Origin of the sequence: Fodinicola acaciae, from assembly GCF_010993745.1 — a bacterium.
GTDB lineage: Bacteria > Actinomycetota > Actinomycetes > Mycobacteriales > HKI-0501 > Fodinicola > Fodinicola acaciae.
Window position 1 is genome coordinate 40,809 of the sequence record NZ_WOTN01000003.1, and the last position, 12,787, is coordinate 53,595.

At 69.9% G+C, this 12,787-nt stretch carries 15 protein-coding genes; 4 read left to right on the forward strand and 11 right to left on the reverse strand.

Going from position 1 to position 12,787, the window contains the following annotated elements; translation table 11 throughout:
- Positions 1-9: 9 nt before the first annotated feature.
- The 9 genes from GNX95_RS26505 to rimP form a co-directional block, all read right to left on the reverse strand.
- Complete coding sequence (locus GNX95_RS26505; RefSeq protein ID WP_163510268.1) at positions 10-1,263, reverse strand: cytochrome P450; 1,254 nt, start codon at positions 1,261-1,263, stop codon at positions 10-12.
- Positions 1,263-1,454 (reverse strand): MbtH family protein, encoded by a 192-nt coding sequence (locus GNX95_RS26510; RefSeq protein WP_163510269.1) that lies wholly within the window; start codon positions 1,452-1,454, stop codon positions 1,263-1,265. Before GNX95_RS26510 ends, GNX95_RS26505 begins: the two co-directional genes overlap by 1 nt.
- Positions 1,455-1,728: 274 nt before the next feature.
- The gene (locus GNX95_RS26515) at positions 1,729-2,742 is read right to left on the reverse strand and encodes a TRM11 family SAM-dependent methyltransferase (protein ID WP_246281769.1); all 1,014 of its coding nucleotides are present in this window, start codon (positions 2,740-2,742) and stop codon (positions 1,729-1,731) included.
- 17 nt (positions 2,743-2,759) lie between these two features.
- Positions 2,760-3,188: a 30S ribosome-binding factor RbfA gene (rbfA, locus tag GNX95_RS26520; protein WP_163510270.1), complete on the reverse strand. Its 429-nt coding sequence runs from the start codon at positions 3,186-3,188 to the stop codon at positions 2,760-2,762.
- An 11-nt stretch (positions 3,189-3,199) separates the two neighbouring features.
- A complete protein-coding gene (locus GNX95_RS26525) occupies positions 3,200-3,493 on the reverse strand; it encodes a DUF503 domain-containing protein (RefSeq protein ID WP_163510271.1) in 294 nt (97 codons plus the stop codon).
- A gap of 64 nt (positions 3,494-3,557) precedes the next feature.
- A complete protein-coding gene (gene infB, locus GNX95_RS26530) occupies positions 3,558-6,578 on the reverse strand; it encodes a translation initiation factor IF-2 (RefSeq protein ID WP_163510272.1) in 3,021 nt (1,006 codons plus the stop codon).
- Between the two features lie 102 nt (positions 6,579-6,680).
- On the reverse strand, positions 6,681-7,001 hold the full coding sequence (locus GNX95_RS26535; protein WP_163510273.1) for a YlxR family protein: 321 nt from the start codon (positions 6,999-7,001) through the stop codon (positions 6,681-6,683).
- Between the two features lie 38 nt (positions 7,002-7,039).
- Positions 7,040-8,065, reverse strand: coding sequence for a transcription termination factor NusA (gene nusA, locus GNX95_RS26540; RefSeq protein WP_163510274.1), 1,026 nt, complete (start codon positions 8,063-8,065; stop codon positions 7,040-7,042).
- Positions 8,062-8,613, reverse strand: coding sequence for a ribosome maturation factor RimP (gene rimP / locus GNX95_RS26545; RefSeq protein ID WP_246281770.1), 552 nt, complete (start codon positions 8,611-8,613; stop codon positions 8,062-8,064). Before rimP ends, nusA begins: the two co-directional genes overlap by 4 nt.
- Before the next feature lie 260 nt (positions 8,614-8,873).
- Between rimP and GNX95_RS26550 the strand changes: the two genes are divergently transcribed.
- The 3 genes from GNX95_RS26550 (at position 8,874) to GNX95_RS26560 (ending at position 10,767) form a co-directional block, all read left to right on the forward strand.
- Complete coding sequence (locus tag GNX95_RS26550; RefSeq protein WP_163510276.1) at positions 8,874-9,347, forward strand: hypothetical protein; 474 nt, start codon at positions 8,874-8,876, stop codon at positions 9,345-9,347.
- Complete coding sequence (locus tag GNX95_RS26555; protein WP_163510277.1) at positions 9,344-9,772, forward strand: ferritin-like domain-containing protein; 429 nt, start codon at positions 9,344-9,346, stop codon at positions 9,770-9,772. The genes GNX95_RS26550 and GNX95_RS26555 overlap by 4 nt, the downstream gene beginning before the upstream one ends.
- A gap of 191 nt (positions 9,773-9,963) precedes the next feature.
- Positions 9,964-10,767, forward strand: a complete 804-nt coding sequence (locus GNX95_RS26560; RefSeq protein ID WP_163510278.1) for a nucleotidyltransferase domain-containing protein — start codon at positions 9,964-9,966, stop codon at positions 10,765-10,767.
- Here the strand turns inward: GNX95_RS26560 and GNX95_RS26565 are convergent.
- A complete protein-coding gene (locus GNX95_RS26565) occupies positions 10,757-11,494 on the reverse strand; it encodes an HAD family hydrolase (protein WP_163510279.1) in 738 nt (245 codons plus the stop codon). The genes GNX95_RS26560 and GNX95_RS26565 overlap by 11 nt on opposite strands.
- A 143-nt stretch (positions 11,495-11,637) precedes the next feature.
- Here GNX95_RS26565 and GNX95_RS26570 point away from each other — a divergent pair, with 143 nt between their 5' ends.
- Positions 11,638-11,904: a DUF6406 domain-containing protein gene (locus GNX95_RS26570; RefSeq protein ID WP_163510280.1), complete on the forward strand. Its 267-nt coding sequence runs from the start codon at positions 11,638-11,640 to the stop codon at positions 11,902-11,904.
- 13 nt (positions 11,905-11,917) lie between these two features.
- Here GNX95_RS26570 and map read toward each other — a convergent pair whose 3' ends face one another.
- Positions 11,918-12,781: a type I methionyl aminopeptidase gene (map, locus tag GNX95_RS26575; protein ID WP_163510281.1), complete on the reverse strand. Its 864-nt coding sequence runs from the start codon at positions 12,779-12,781 to the stop codon at positions 11,918-11,920.
- Between the last annotated feature and the right edge of the window lie 6 nt (positions 12,782-12,787).

A 12,787-nucleotide genomic window follows, 5' to 3' on the forward strand; every position in this document is an offset into this window, starting at 1 on the left:
GCGGGTCCTTCAGTATGTGACAGGCAGGGTGCTCAGCTGGCGGAGCGAACCGGTGGCCAGCCATTCGGCCGGGCCGGCAAGCGCCAGGCCGGGGAGCCGCCGCAACAGCCGGTCAACCGCGATTTCGGCTTCCAGGCTGGCCATCGGACCACCGAAGCAGGTGTGGATGCCGGCGCTGAATGTCTGGTGTGACTGCCGACGGCGAGCGATGTCGAACCGGTCCGGTTCCGGATAAACCGCCGGATCGCGGTTTGCCGACGCCAGGATCGCCAGCACCGAGTCGCCTTCGGCGATGCGCTGCCCAGCAAGCTCGACGTCCGCTGCCGCCGTCCGGTTGGTCATCTGCAACGGCGGTTCGAGCCGCAGGACCTCGTGCACCGCGGCCGGCAGCAACGCCGGATCGGCGGCCAGCTTGGCTTTCTCGGCGGGATGGGTCAGCAACAGCCGTACGGTGGTCGCCACCAGCGCCGTGGTCGTGTGCAGCCCGGCGGAGGCGAAAACCAGGAAGAGTGCGTTGGCGACCAGTTCGTCGTCATCGACGAACGCACCGGCCTCCCGCGCCTCGACCAGCCTGGTGAGCAGGTCGTCGGCCGGCTCCTTGCGCCGGCGTTCGACGAGTTCTCCCAGATACTGGCCGAAATCCGTCACCGCGGCACTGGCCTGCCGCCAGGTCTGCTCGGTCGTACCGGTGCCGACGTTGCGCATCGGGATCGACCAGTCGACCAGTCGGGGCCAGTCAGGCTCGGGCACGCCCAACAAGCCGGCCACGACGTGGAAAGGCAGCACCGCCGCATAGTCGGCGACAAGGTCGGCCGCACCGGTGTCGAGCCGGTCGATGAGATAGTCGGCGATCCGGTTGACCACCGGTCGAAGCCGTTGCACTGCACCAACGGTGAAATGCGGCCACAACAGCTCGCGCAGCCGAGTGTGGTCGGGTGGATCGCGATGCGCGATCCAGGTGCGCGCCATCGCGAAATACGGCTTCGCGGCGTCCGGAATCGGCCGGGTCACCGGCTGGCCGCCGGTCGGCGACGGCGCCGACCGCCGTGCCTTCGCGAACCGTTCGTCCTTCAGTACGACCAAAGTGTCGGCGTGCCGGAAGACATACCAGGCGCCTGGATAACCGGCGAGTGCGGACACACCCCAGTGCACCGGGTCACGTTCGCGGTAACGCTGGTAGGTCGGATAGGGATTGCTGATGACATCCGTCGATGACGGATCGAACGGCGCAAGCGTTTCCTCGTCGGTCGAGACATCCGTCATCACGACCCCGCTCGCCGCAGGCTCGCCGGACGCATGTCCGTCCACACCTGGTCGATATGCGCCAAGCAGTTTTCCTTGCTGCCAACTGTGCCGTCCGCCGTCCAACCCGGCGGCAGATCCCGGTCGGCCGGCCAGATCGAGTACTGCTCCTCCCGATTGCGGACCACGACGAACTGTTGCGCCAACTCCATGCCACCGTCCCGACAAACAAGTGTATTCATGACAAAATCGCTCGCGACGACCAACGGAAAGTCTCCGTCCGGTCACCGCAAGCCAGGCCGGCCGTGGACTTTAGTGCGGAGATTCAGGAATGGGAATGCCGAACGCGAGACTTTCTGCCATCCGGCACCAACTTGACGCATCCAGTCGGTCGCAGTGAGAACTTTGTGGCCATTTCCGCGATTCAGGTCCCGGCCGACGAAGAGTCACCTAACCTTTACCTCGCCGACGCTTGTCGGAAACCCGTCAGGTCGGGACCGTCGCCACGATCAGGTCGCGGTTGATGGCTTGGTCGACGCGGTGGGCGAAGCCGCGGTAGGCATCGCCGGAGAGTACGCAAAAGCCAGCGCTGGCCAGGATCTCGGCGACCTCGTCCCACGAGCCGCCGTAGGTGTTCCACGAGATCCCGACGGCGCCGCCGGGTCGTACGAGCTTCGACCAGGGGCTGACGGCCTCGGCCAGCAGAGTCAACGGACTCCGCGACAGTGCCCCGGACTGCCGGCTGCCGTGCTGCACACCGTACGGCAGATCCGTGACCAACACGTCGAAGGACGCCGCCTTGAAGATTTCCGCGCTCCGCAACGTATCCGCGTTGACGAAGCAGATTTTCTGCGGCTCACCGGCTTTCCGGTCGCCGACCAGCGCGTCGAACCGGCGGCCGAGCCGCGCGCGGTTGCGACGCAGCGGCGTGATCTCGGCGGTGTGCTTGAGCCGCTTGGTCTTCAGCCAGGTGCGCAGAAATCCCGCGTACGCCTCGAAATCCTTGCCGTCCAGGTCAACGCCGGTGGCGTCGAAACCGTATGTCATCGCCTGGTTGAGTGTCGTACCGCGGCCGCACATCGGGTCGAGCACCCGCAGCCGGCGGCTAAGGAAATCGGCCGGCCGGTCGGTGGAGACGGCCGTGACGTTGAGCAGCAGCTTGGTGAACTGCTCGTTGGTTTTGCCGGCGTACTTGGGAATGCTGACCAGGTCGCTGGAAAACCGGTCAAGGCCGGTCGCCGGCACCGGCCTGAGCAGATCGCCGTGCAGCTCGAAAAGCGCGTACAGCGACGAAAGATTGGCCAACGCACCGATGTCCACATCGGACAGTGTGCCGTCGAAAACCAGGTACGGAACGCCGGCGAGACGCTCCTCGCGGATCGCCGACAACCGGCCGTCCAACAGCGTGGACGCGAAGACGCCCAGCTCTGCGGTCAGCAACGACACCGACGCCTCGGCATAGACGCGGTTCGCCGACGGTGCGATCAGCACGGCGTACATAGGGATTACGCCGCCACCTACTCGTCGTCCTCGTCGTGCTTGTACGGGTCGGCGTCACCGGCGTACGTGGCGCCGGCGGCGGTCGCGCGTACGGCCGCGTCGGACTGGCGGGCCTTCTCCAGCAGCTCGTCGAGCTGGCGAGCACCCTCCGGCACCTTGTCCGCGACGAACGCCAGCGTCGGCGTGTAGCGCACACCGGTCTGCTTGCCGACCGCGCTGCGCAGCACCCCGGTCGCCGAGTCGAGCGCGGCGCCGGCCTCGGCCCACTGCGTCTCGTCACCGAAAACCGTGTAGTAGACGGTGGCGTCGCGCAGGTCGCCGGTGATCTTCACGTCGGTGATCGTCACCATGTCGACCCGCGGGTCCTTGATCTGCCGCCGCACCATGTCGGCGACGATCTCCTTGATCCGCACCGCGAGCTTGCGTGCCCTCGCTGCGTCAACCATGACCGCTCCGTTCAGTCGTCTTCCCCGTACCAACGCCGCCGCGCGGACAACAGCTGGAGCTCCGGCCGCGCGGCCACGATGCGCTCACAGGCGTCGATCACGTCGCGCACCTGCGCCGCCTCCCCGGACACCACGGCCACGCCGATCTCCGTACGGCCGTGCAGGTCCTGGCCACCGACCTCGGCCGCGGAGACCTCCAGCTTGCGCAGGGCAGCCAGCACCGGACGGACGTACGACCGCTTGACCTTCAACGACCTGGAGTCCGACGGCAGCAGCACGTCGAAGACACACACTCCGGTGAACATGTTCTCCATATGTGGAAAAGCCCGGCGCCACCAAGACATCATCGGAACGCCGGGCCTGTTTCGGTTACGTGCGTGGCTTCTCGCGCATCTCGAACGTCTCGATCACGTCATCCACCCGGATGTCGTTGAACGAGCCGAGTCCGATGCCGCACTCGTAGCCCTCGCGCACCTCGGTCGCGTCGTCCTTGAACCGCTTGAGCGACTCGACCGTGAGGTTGTCCGCGGCCACCGCACCGTCCCGGATCAGCCGCGCCTTGGCGTTGCGGCGGATCAGGCCGGAGCGGACGAGGCAACCGGCGATGTTGCCGAACCGGCTGGACCGGAAGACCTCGCGGATCTCCGCGGTGCCGAGCTGGACCTCCTCGTATTCCGGCTTGAGCATCCCCTTCAGCGCCGCCTCGACATCGTCGATCGCCTGGTAGATGACCGAGTAGTAGCGGATGTCGACGTTCTCGCGCTCGGCCAGGTCGCGCGCGTTGCGCTCGGCCCGGACGTTGAAGCCGATGATCACCGCGTCGGCCGTACGCGCCAGGTTGATGTCGTTCTGGGTGATCGCGCCGACGCCGCGACCGATGATGTCCAGCTGGACCTCGTCGGCCACCTCGATCTTCAGCAGCGAGTCCTCCAGCGCCTCCACCGAACCCGACACGTCGCCCTTCAGGATGAGCGACAGGGTGGTCTTCTCGCCCTCCTTGAGCCGCTCGAAGATCGACTCCAGGGTCGGACGCGCCCGGCTGGCCGCCTGCTGAGCGTTGCGCTCGCGCGCGGCCCGCTGGTCGGCGATCTGCCGGGCCACCCGGTCCTCGGGTACGACCAGGAAGTTGTCGCCGGCGTCCGGCACCGCGGTCAGACCCAGGACCCGGACCGGCCGGGACGGACCCGCCTCCTTCACCGGCACCAGGTGCTCGTCGAGCATCGCGCGTACGCGGCCGTGCGCCTCGCCGGTGACGACCGAGTCGCCGACCTTGAGGACGCCGCGCTGCACCAGCACGGTGGCCACCGGACCGCGGCCGCGGTCCAGCCGGGCCTCGATCACGGTGCCCTGCGCCGGCACGTCGACCGGAGCGGTCAGCTCCAGCGCCGCGTCGGCGGTCAGCAGCACCGCGGACAGCAGGCCGTCGATGTTGATGTTGGCGCGGGCGGACACGTCGACGAACATGGTGTCGCCGCCGTACTCCTCCGGCACCAGGCCGTACTCGGTGAGCTGGCCGCGCACCTTGGCCGGGTCGGCGCCCTCCTTGTCGATCTTGTTGACGGCGACCACGATCGGCACCTTCGCCGCCTGCGCGTGGTTGAGCGCCTCGATCGTCTGCGGCTTCACGCCGTCGTCGGCGGCGACCACCAGCACCACGATGTCGGTGGTTTCGGCACCACGCGCACGCATGGCGGTGAACGCCTCGTGACCCGGGGTGTCGATGAAGGTGATCGCGCGGTCCTGGCCGTCGTGCTCGACGTGCACCTGGTATGCACCGATGTGCTGGGTGATGCCACCGGCCTCGCCGGCCACCACGTTCGCCTTACGGATGGTGTCCAGCAGGCGGGTCTTACCGTGGTCGACGTGACCCATGACGGTCACCACCGGCGGTCGCGCGACGAACTCGTGCTCGTCGTACTCGCCGTCGAACTCCAGGTCGAAGCGCGCGAGCAGCTCGCGGTCCTCGTCCTCCGGGCTGACGATCTGCACGTCGTAGTTGAGGTGCTCGCCCATCAGCTGCAGCGTCTCGTCCGAGCACGACTGCGTCGCGGTCACCATCTCGCCGAGGTTGAAGGCCTCCTGGACCAGCGAACCCGGGTTGGCGTTGATCTTGTCGGCGAAGTCGGCCAGCGACGCGCCGCGCGCGAGCCGGATCGTCTCGCCGTTGCCGCGAGGCGCACCGGACTGCATGGTCGGCGCGGACAGGTTGTCGAACTCTTGACGCCGCTGCTTCTTGGACTTGCGGCCACGGGTCGGCCGGCCACCGGGACGGCCGAACGCACCGGCCGTACCACCGCGGCCGCGACCGCCGCCACCTGGACGACCGCCGCCACCGCCACCGGAGCGGAAGCCGCCGCCAGCCGGCGCGCCGCCACCGCCGCCGCCACCTGGACCGCCACGGAAGCCGCCGCCACCGCCACCGCCGCCGGGACGACCGCCGCCACCACCGGGACGGCCACCGCCGCCGCCGGACCGCGCCGGTCCGCCGCGGCCACCGCCGCCGGGACCGCCCGGACCGCCACCGCCGGGACGCGGCGCGCGCTGCGGCATGCTGCCGGGGTTGGGCCGCGGCGGCATCATGCCGGGGTTGGGGCGCGGACCGCCGGGGCCACCCTGGCCGCCACCGGGACGCGGCGGCATGCCGGCACCGGGGCCGGGACGCGGACCGCGGTTGGGCGCATCGCCAGCGGACGGCGGGCCGGGACGCGGTGCACGCGGCGGCGGCGTACCGGCACCGACGCCGAACGGGTTGTTGCCGGGTCGCGCCGGACCGCCACGGCCACCGCCGGGACGCGGGCCGCCCTGGTTCTGGCCGGGACCCGGCGCCGCTGGCTTGGGGCCGGGACGCGGACCCGGCTTCGGCGCGTTGGGCGCGGTCGGAGCCGCGCCGGACGCGGCGGCCGGCTGTGCCGGCTTGGCCGGAGCCTCGGTCTGCGACTCGGCGGCGCGAGCCGCCGCGGCGGCCTCCTGAGCGGCCTGCATCTCGGCGAGCCGCGCCTCGGCGGCCTTCGCCTCCACACTCTGCGCGCTCGGCGCCGGACCGGGCAGCGGGCCACGGGCCGGTGCGCCCGGCTGCGGCCGCGGACCCGGCTTGGGGCCGGGCTTGGCCTGCGTACGCGGCGACGGTGCCTTCGGCTTGGCCGAGGAGCTCCTCGTCGACCCGGCCGACCCAGCCGACGCGGCGGCCGGAGCCGCCGGAGCCGACGCGCTGCCGCCACCGCCGGAAGTCTGCTGCTGGAAGGACTCGCGGAGCCGTCGCGCGACCGGTGCCTCCACCGTCGACGACGCCGACTTCACGAACTCGCCAAGGTCCTTCAACTTCGCGAGTACGGTCTTGCTTTCCACTCCGAGCTCTTTGGCGAGCTCATGGACGCGGGCCTTGCCTGCCACTGGTCTCCTTACCGGGACCGGCGGCGAACCCGCTCGATCCCACGGTTAGTGCTGAAGCCTGTTCATGCTGGCGACTTCATCGCTTGCTCATACCGGATCGACCTACTTCTTCCTCGCGTACGAACCGGTTGGTCCGCACTGTGTCCCCGTTGCCGTTGCCACGTACCGGTGGACCTCGTCTGTCGCGGGTTGGAACCCGGACACACGCAACGCGCGCGCGAACGCGCGCCGCCGTTCCGCCGATGCGAGACAGCCCGGGTCGGGGTGCAACCAAGCCCCTCGTCCCGGACGCCTGCGCGCCGGATCGGCCACGACCTCGTGACCGACCATGACGACGCGCAGAAGGTCTGCGGCTGGAGCCCTCTCCCGGCATCCGATGCACGTACGAACCGGAGCGTTCGTGATCTCAACTCCTGCAGGCACGCTGAATGGCGGGCTTGGTCTCCAAGCTTCCTCAGAGTCTACCCCGCGGTCGCGTTGGGGGCATGACCGGACGGAGACTCCGGTGCCGGGCTTTGCGCGTCGCTGCGGATGTCGATGCGCCAGCCGGTCAGTCGCGCGGCGAGCCGGGCGTTCTGTCCCTCTTTGCCGATCGCCAGCGACAGCTGGTAATCCGGCACCGTGACGCGCGCCGACTTCTCGGTGGCGCTGATCACCTCGACCTTGAGCGCCTTGGCCGGCGACAGCGCGTTGCCGACGAACTCGGCCGGGTCCTCGGAGAAGTCGACGATGTCGATCTTCTCGCCGTTGAGCTCGCTGGTGACGGCGCGTACGCGCGAGCCCATCGGACCGATGCAGGCGCCTTTGGCGTTGACGCCTTCTGCCTTCGTACTGACCGCGATCTTCGACCGGTGGCCGGCCTCGCGCGCCACCGCGGCGATGGTGACCGTGCCGTCGGCGATCTCCGGCACCTCCAGCGCGAACAGCTTGCGGACCAGGTTGGGGTGGCTGCGGGAGAGCGTGACCTGCGGACCGCGCATTCCCTTGGTGACGCCGATGACCAGGCACTTGATCCGCGAACCGTGACCGTACTGCTCGCCGGGCACCTGTTCGGCCGGCGGCAGCGTCGCCTCGATCTTGCCCAGCGACACCTGGACGAGACCGCGCTCGGCACGAGCGTTGTCACGCTGCACGATGCCGGCGATGACCTCGCCCTCCTTGCCGGCGAACTCGCCGAAGGTGACGTCGTCGGTGGCCTCGCGGAGCCGCTGCAGGATGACCTGCTTGGCGGTCATGGTGGCGATCCGGCCGAAACCGGCCGGCGTGTCGTCGTACTCGCGCAGCACCTCGCCGTCCGGACCGGTCTCGGCGGCCCACACGGTGGCCGCTCCGGTCTTGCGGTCGATCTCCACCCGCGCGTGCGGATGCGCCTCGTCGGTGTGCCGATAGGCGGTCAGCAGTGCGCTCTCGATGGCGGCGATGATCGTGTCGAACGAGATCTCCCGTTCGCGTTCCACGGCCCGCAGCGCGGCGATGTCGATGTTCACGTGGCCTCCCCTTCACTGCGCTGGCCGCCGGTGAACTCCACCTTGACCTTGCCAGGTCCCAGCTGCGCGTACTCCCAGTCCTGCGAGCCGCCATCGGTCCGCAGCGTGACTCCGGCGTCGTCGGCGGCCACGATCCGCGCCGTCAGCGCGCTGCCGCCGGCGGTCACCGCGACCAGCCGGCCGATGTTGCGGCGCCAGTGCCGCGGCTCGGTGAGCGGCCGGTCGACGCCCGGCGAGGTGACCTCCAGCGTGTACGGCGGACCGTCGAACTCACCGTCGTGGCCGTCCAGTGCCTTGGAGATCTGCCGGGACACCTCCGCCACCGCGTCCAGGTCGACACCGCCGTCGCGGTCGACCACCACGCGCAGCACGTCCCGCCGGCCGGCACGGCTGACCGTCAGGTCCTCCAGGTCGTAGCCGGCCGCCTCCACCACCGGCCGTACGGTCGGCTCGACGCCGTCGGCCGTACGCCGTGCCTGCTCCGCCGGCCTCGGGGATCCCGCACGCGTCCGGCCCCCAGCCGCCTGCCTGGACGTCCTACCCGCCACGGACACCTCCCCTGTCATAGGCACCAACCGACGAAAGAGCCCCGGCCGGACAGCCTCCGGCCGGTGCCTCCTCCGGCCACTGTGCAGTTATGGCCGCTCACACCACCTGCGGCGAGGATATCCGTTCCGGCCGCAACCGGCTCGTACGCCAGACGTCGATCATCGCGGGGCGGGCGTGGTATGGGAGGGGCCGCGCGTGTCACCGCGTCGCTCTCCCTGGAAGAATGATGGCCTGGTACGGGACGGGGGAAGGCGGGACGGTGGGTCACAGCCGGCGAGCGGTGCTGCTGGCCGGCGCCGGGTTGTCGGTGGCCGGGGTCGCGGCGTGCACGGGCCAGCCGGCGCCACCTGACCCGGTCACCACCGCGCTGAAAACGTTGCTGGCGGCCGAGAAGGCGTTGGCCGCCAGCTATGACCAGGCGGTCGGGCGGTTCGGTGTGCTCAACGAGCGCGTCGGTGGCGTACGCACCGATCACGCCGCGCACGTCAAGGCGCTCACCGCGCTGATCGCCAGGCGCGACCCGGAGCCGAGGCCGTCCGGGTCGGCTCAGCCATCCCCGGCGGGGTCGTTGTCGGCGAACTCGGCGAGTGGCGCCCGGCAGCAGTTGGCCGCGTTGGAACGTAAGCAGGCGGCCGCCGCGGTCGCGCTCTGCCTGACCGCCAATGATGAGGACGCGACGCTGTTGGCCAGCCTGGCCGCCTCCGAGTCCAGCCACGTCGAGGTGCTGACATGAGCGACCTGCCCGGCGCGTCGGCGCTGCAGGCCGCGCTGTCCGGCGAGCACGCGGCGATCTTCGGCTACGGCGTGGTCGGCGCACGCACCTCCGGCAACGACCGGTCGATGGTCATGGACTGCCAGGCCGCGCACCAAAAACGGCGTGACGCGTTGACCGCCCGGCTGACCGCCGCCGGCGTCGACGCGCCGGCAGCGAGCGCCGCGTACGGGCTGCCGTTCCCGGTCACCTCGGCGGCAGACGCGCGCAAGCTGGCGGTGACCATCGAGGAGCGGATCGCCGCGCTGTGGCGCGCCGCGGTCGCTCCGACCTCCGGCGACGACCGGCGTACGGCCGTCGACGCGCTGACCGACGCGGCCGTACGCGCGACGACCTGGCGGCAGCGCGCCGGCTCGCCACCAACCGTCCCTTTCCCTGGCTCTTAGAGACTGTTGGGGAACTGAGGCATGCGATAGCCGAGCCCAAACGTCGACTCTCGCGCACCTCAGCTCCCCAACAGTCTCTTAGGCGTGTCGCACGACTCGCCGGGAGATTTCCACCGCAAACCGGACATAACCTGATCCACAGGGTAGCCCCGCGATCACCAACCGATACGCACGTTGCAGACTGGTCAGCGATGCCTCTCCATTCCATGGTCACCGAAGCGGTCCTCGGCTATCTGGAAGCCGTCGACGAGCGAGCGCCTGGCCTGATCGAGGGCTTCTACCTGGAGGGATCGGCCGCGCTCGGCGACTTTCAGCCGCACGCCAGCGACATCGACTTCGTCGCCGTCACCGCCGCACGGCCGGACACCGCCGCGCTGGCGGCGCTGGCCGAGGTGCACGACCGGCTCCGCGACCGGCGCCGGCCGTATCTCGACGGTGTCTACGTGACCTGGGACGACCTGCCGCGCGGCGGCACCGACGAGCGCCGCCGGCCGCGCAGCCACGAGGGCCGGCTGACCGCCGACGGCAGTCCGCCCAACCCGATCACCTGGCACACGCTCGCGCGTTACGGCGTGCCGCTGCGCGGTCCGCAGCCGGCCGAGCTGGAGATCTGGACCGACCCCGAGCTGCTGGCACGATGGACCACCGGCAACCTCGACTCGTACTGGCGCCGCCGGCTCGACCGGACCGGCCGGCTGCTCAGCCGCGGCGGCGTGGTGTCACTGAGCGACTTCGAGGCCGCTTGGACGGTGACCGGCGTGACGCGGCTGCACTACACGCTGGCCACCGGCAACATCACGTCGAAGCAGGGCGCGTGCCACTACGCGATGGGAACGTTCGCGACGGAGTGGCACCGGATCGTCCGTGAGGCGCTGCGGCTGCGGCTCGGCAACAGCGGCTCGCTCTATCACAACAACCGGTTCGCGCGGCGCAACGACCTGCGCGCGTACGCGGCGATGGTCATCGAGTCGGCTCACGACCTGGTCAAGCGCTAGACCACTTGTCGATGACCGGCAGCAGCTCGGAGAGCCGCTGCAACACCGCGTCCGGCTCGCCCTCGGTGTGGCCGCGCTGCCAGTCCGGGATCGTGGAGTGCGGCACCCAGGCCGCCTTCATGCCGACGGCCTGCGCGCCGTACACGTCGTCGAAGAGCCGGTCGCCGACGAACACACACCGCGTCGGGTCGCTGGCGCCGACCGCCGACACCGCCGCCTTGAAGACCTCCGGATGCGGCTTGGTCCACGGCACCTCGCAGGTGTAGACGGCGCCGTCGATCTGGTCGAGCACGCCGTCCCTGGCAAACACGCGCTCGTGGTCGGCGCGCGGCCAGATCGTGTTGGACAGGACGCCGATCCGGATGCCGCGCGCGGCCAGTCCGGCGAACACCTCGGGCACGTCCGGGTCGAGATAGGTGTGCGGCTCGAACCACTCGTGATAGGCGGCCACCGCCACCTGGTGTGCCTCGCTCCCGGGGTCGAGGCCGGCGGAGCGGACGATGTCGGCGTACGTGGTGCTGCGGTGCTCGTCGCGGCTGCGCAGCCACGCGGCCTCCTCGGCGGCGGCCAGCGCCTTGGCCACCTCCGGGTCCGCAGCGGTGTCGCTCGCGGCCTGGTAGGCCTGCGCGTACGCGGCCCAGGATTCGGCCACGTCGATCACGTGCCAGGGAGTCAGCGTCCCACCCCAGTCGAAAATCACCGCGTCAATCAAGGGGGCAATAGTCATCTGGACATCATGCCGAGAGGGGCCGACATCGCACAGATTCATTAACCGACGTCACCCTCCGGAATGATGGACACGGGCAGGCTGGGGCCGTACGGTCAGGCAAGCCCGACATATCCCTGATCTCGAGGACCGCGCTCAGCCCCATGACCTACCCCGCGAACAAGATCATCATCCGGCACGGGATCGAGCATCCGACCGGCGCCGGCACCATCACCGGCGTGAGCGTGACCAGGGAGGACGACGGCACGCCGAGCGTCGTGCTGGCGGTCCGGCCGACCGACACCGCGCCGACCAACCGCGACCTGCGGCCCGGCGAGACGTTCGTGATCGGGCCGGAGAAGTGGCAGATGGCCGACCTGCGGCGGGTCGACACGCCAGACTGGTACGCGGTGCTCACGCGCGTCCGCTGACGCCGCCGGGCTCTTACGGCAGCGTCAGGATTTCGTAGCCGTCGTCGGTGACCACCAGGGTGTGCTCGAACTGCGCCGTCCAGCTGCGGTCCTTGGTGACGACCGTCCAGCCGTCGGCCCAGGTGTCGTGCCGGTAGTCGCCGAGGGTGATCATCGGCTCGATGGTGAAGGTCATCCCGGTCTCGATGACCGTCTCCAGGTCGGGGTTGTCGTAGTGCGGCACGTAGAGCCCGCTGTGGAACGTCTCGCCGACACCGTGGCCGGTGAAGTCGCGCACGACGCCATAGCCGAACCGTTTCGCGTACGAGGAGATGACCCGGCCGATCACGTTGATCCGCCGGCCCGGCGCGACCGCCTTGATGCCGCGCATGGTGGCCTCGTGCGTACGCTCCACCAGGAGCCTCGCCTCCTCGCTCACCTCGCCGGCGAGGAAGGTGGCGTTGGTGTCGCCGTGCACGCCGTCGATGAAAGCGGTCACGTCGATGTTGCAGATGTCGCCGTCCTGGATGACGGTCGAGTCCGGGATGCCGTGGCAGATCACCTCGTTGAGGCTGGTGCAGCACGACTTCGGGAAGCCGCGATAGCCGAGGGTCGACGGATAAGCCTTGTGGTCGCAGAGAAACTCGTGCACCACGCGGTCGATCTCGTCGGTCGTCACACCGGGCCGGACCTGCTCGCCACCGACCGCCAGCGCCTGCGCCGCGATCCGGCCGGCGACCCGCATCCGCTCGATCACGTCGGCCGACTTGACCTCGCTGCCGCGAAACGGCTTCGGCGCCTTCTTTCCGACGTACTCCGGCCGCGGGATGTCACCAGGCACCCGCCGGGCCGGCGACAGCTGGCCAGGAGTCAGTGGAGGTCGAGTCTGGGTCGGCATGCGCAC

Coding starts and splice junctions, on each gene's coding strand:
- GNX95_RS26505 (WP_163510268.1), bottom strand. CDS start 1,263: ATGACGGATGTCTCGACCGACGAGGAAACGCTTGCGCCGTTCGATCCG.
- GNX95_RS26510 (WP_163510269.1), bottom strand. CDS start 1,454: ATGGAGTTGGCGCAACAGTTCGTCGTGGTCCGCAATCGGGAGGAGCAG.
- GNX95_RS26515 (WP_246281769.1), bottom strand. CDS start 2,742: ATGTACGCCGTGCTGATCGCACCGTCGGCGAACCGCGTCTATGCCGAG.
- rbfA (WP_163510270.1), bottom strand. CDS start 3,188: ATGGTTGACGCAGCGAGGGCACGCAAGCTCGCGGTGCGGATCAAGGAG.
- GNX95_RS26525 (WP_163510271.1), bottom strand. CDS start 3,493: ATGTTCACCGGAGTGTGTGTCTTCGACGTGCTGCTGCCGTCGGACTCC.
- GNX95_RS26555 (WP_163510277.1), top strand. CDS start 9,344: ATGAGCGACCTGCCCGGCGCGTCGGCGCTGCAGGCCGCGCTGTCCGGC.
- GNX95_RS26560 (WP_163510278.1), top strand. CDS start 9,964: ATGCCTCTCCATTCCATGGTCACCGAAGCGGTCCTCGGCTATCTGGAA.
- GNX95_RS26565 (WP_163510279.1), bottom strand. CDS start 11,494: ATGACTATTGCCCCCTTGATTGACGCGGTGATTTTCGACTGGGGTGGG.
- GNX95_RS26570 (WP_163510280.1), top strand. CDS start 11,638: ATGACCTACCCCGCGAACAAGATCATCATCCGGCACGGGATCGAGCAT.
- map (WP_163510281.1), bottom strand. CDS start 12,781: ATGCCGACCCAGACTCGACCTCCACTGACTCCTGGCCAGCTGTCGCCG.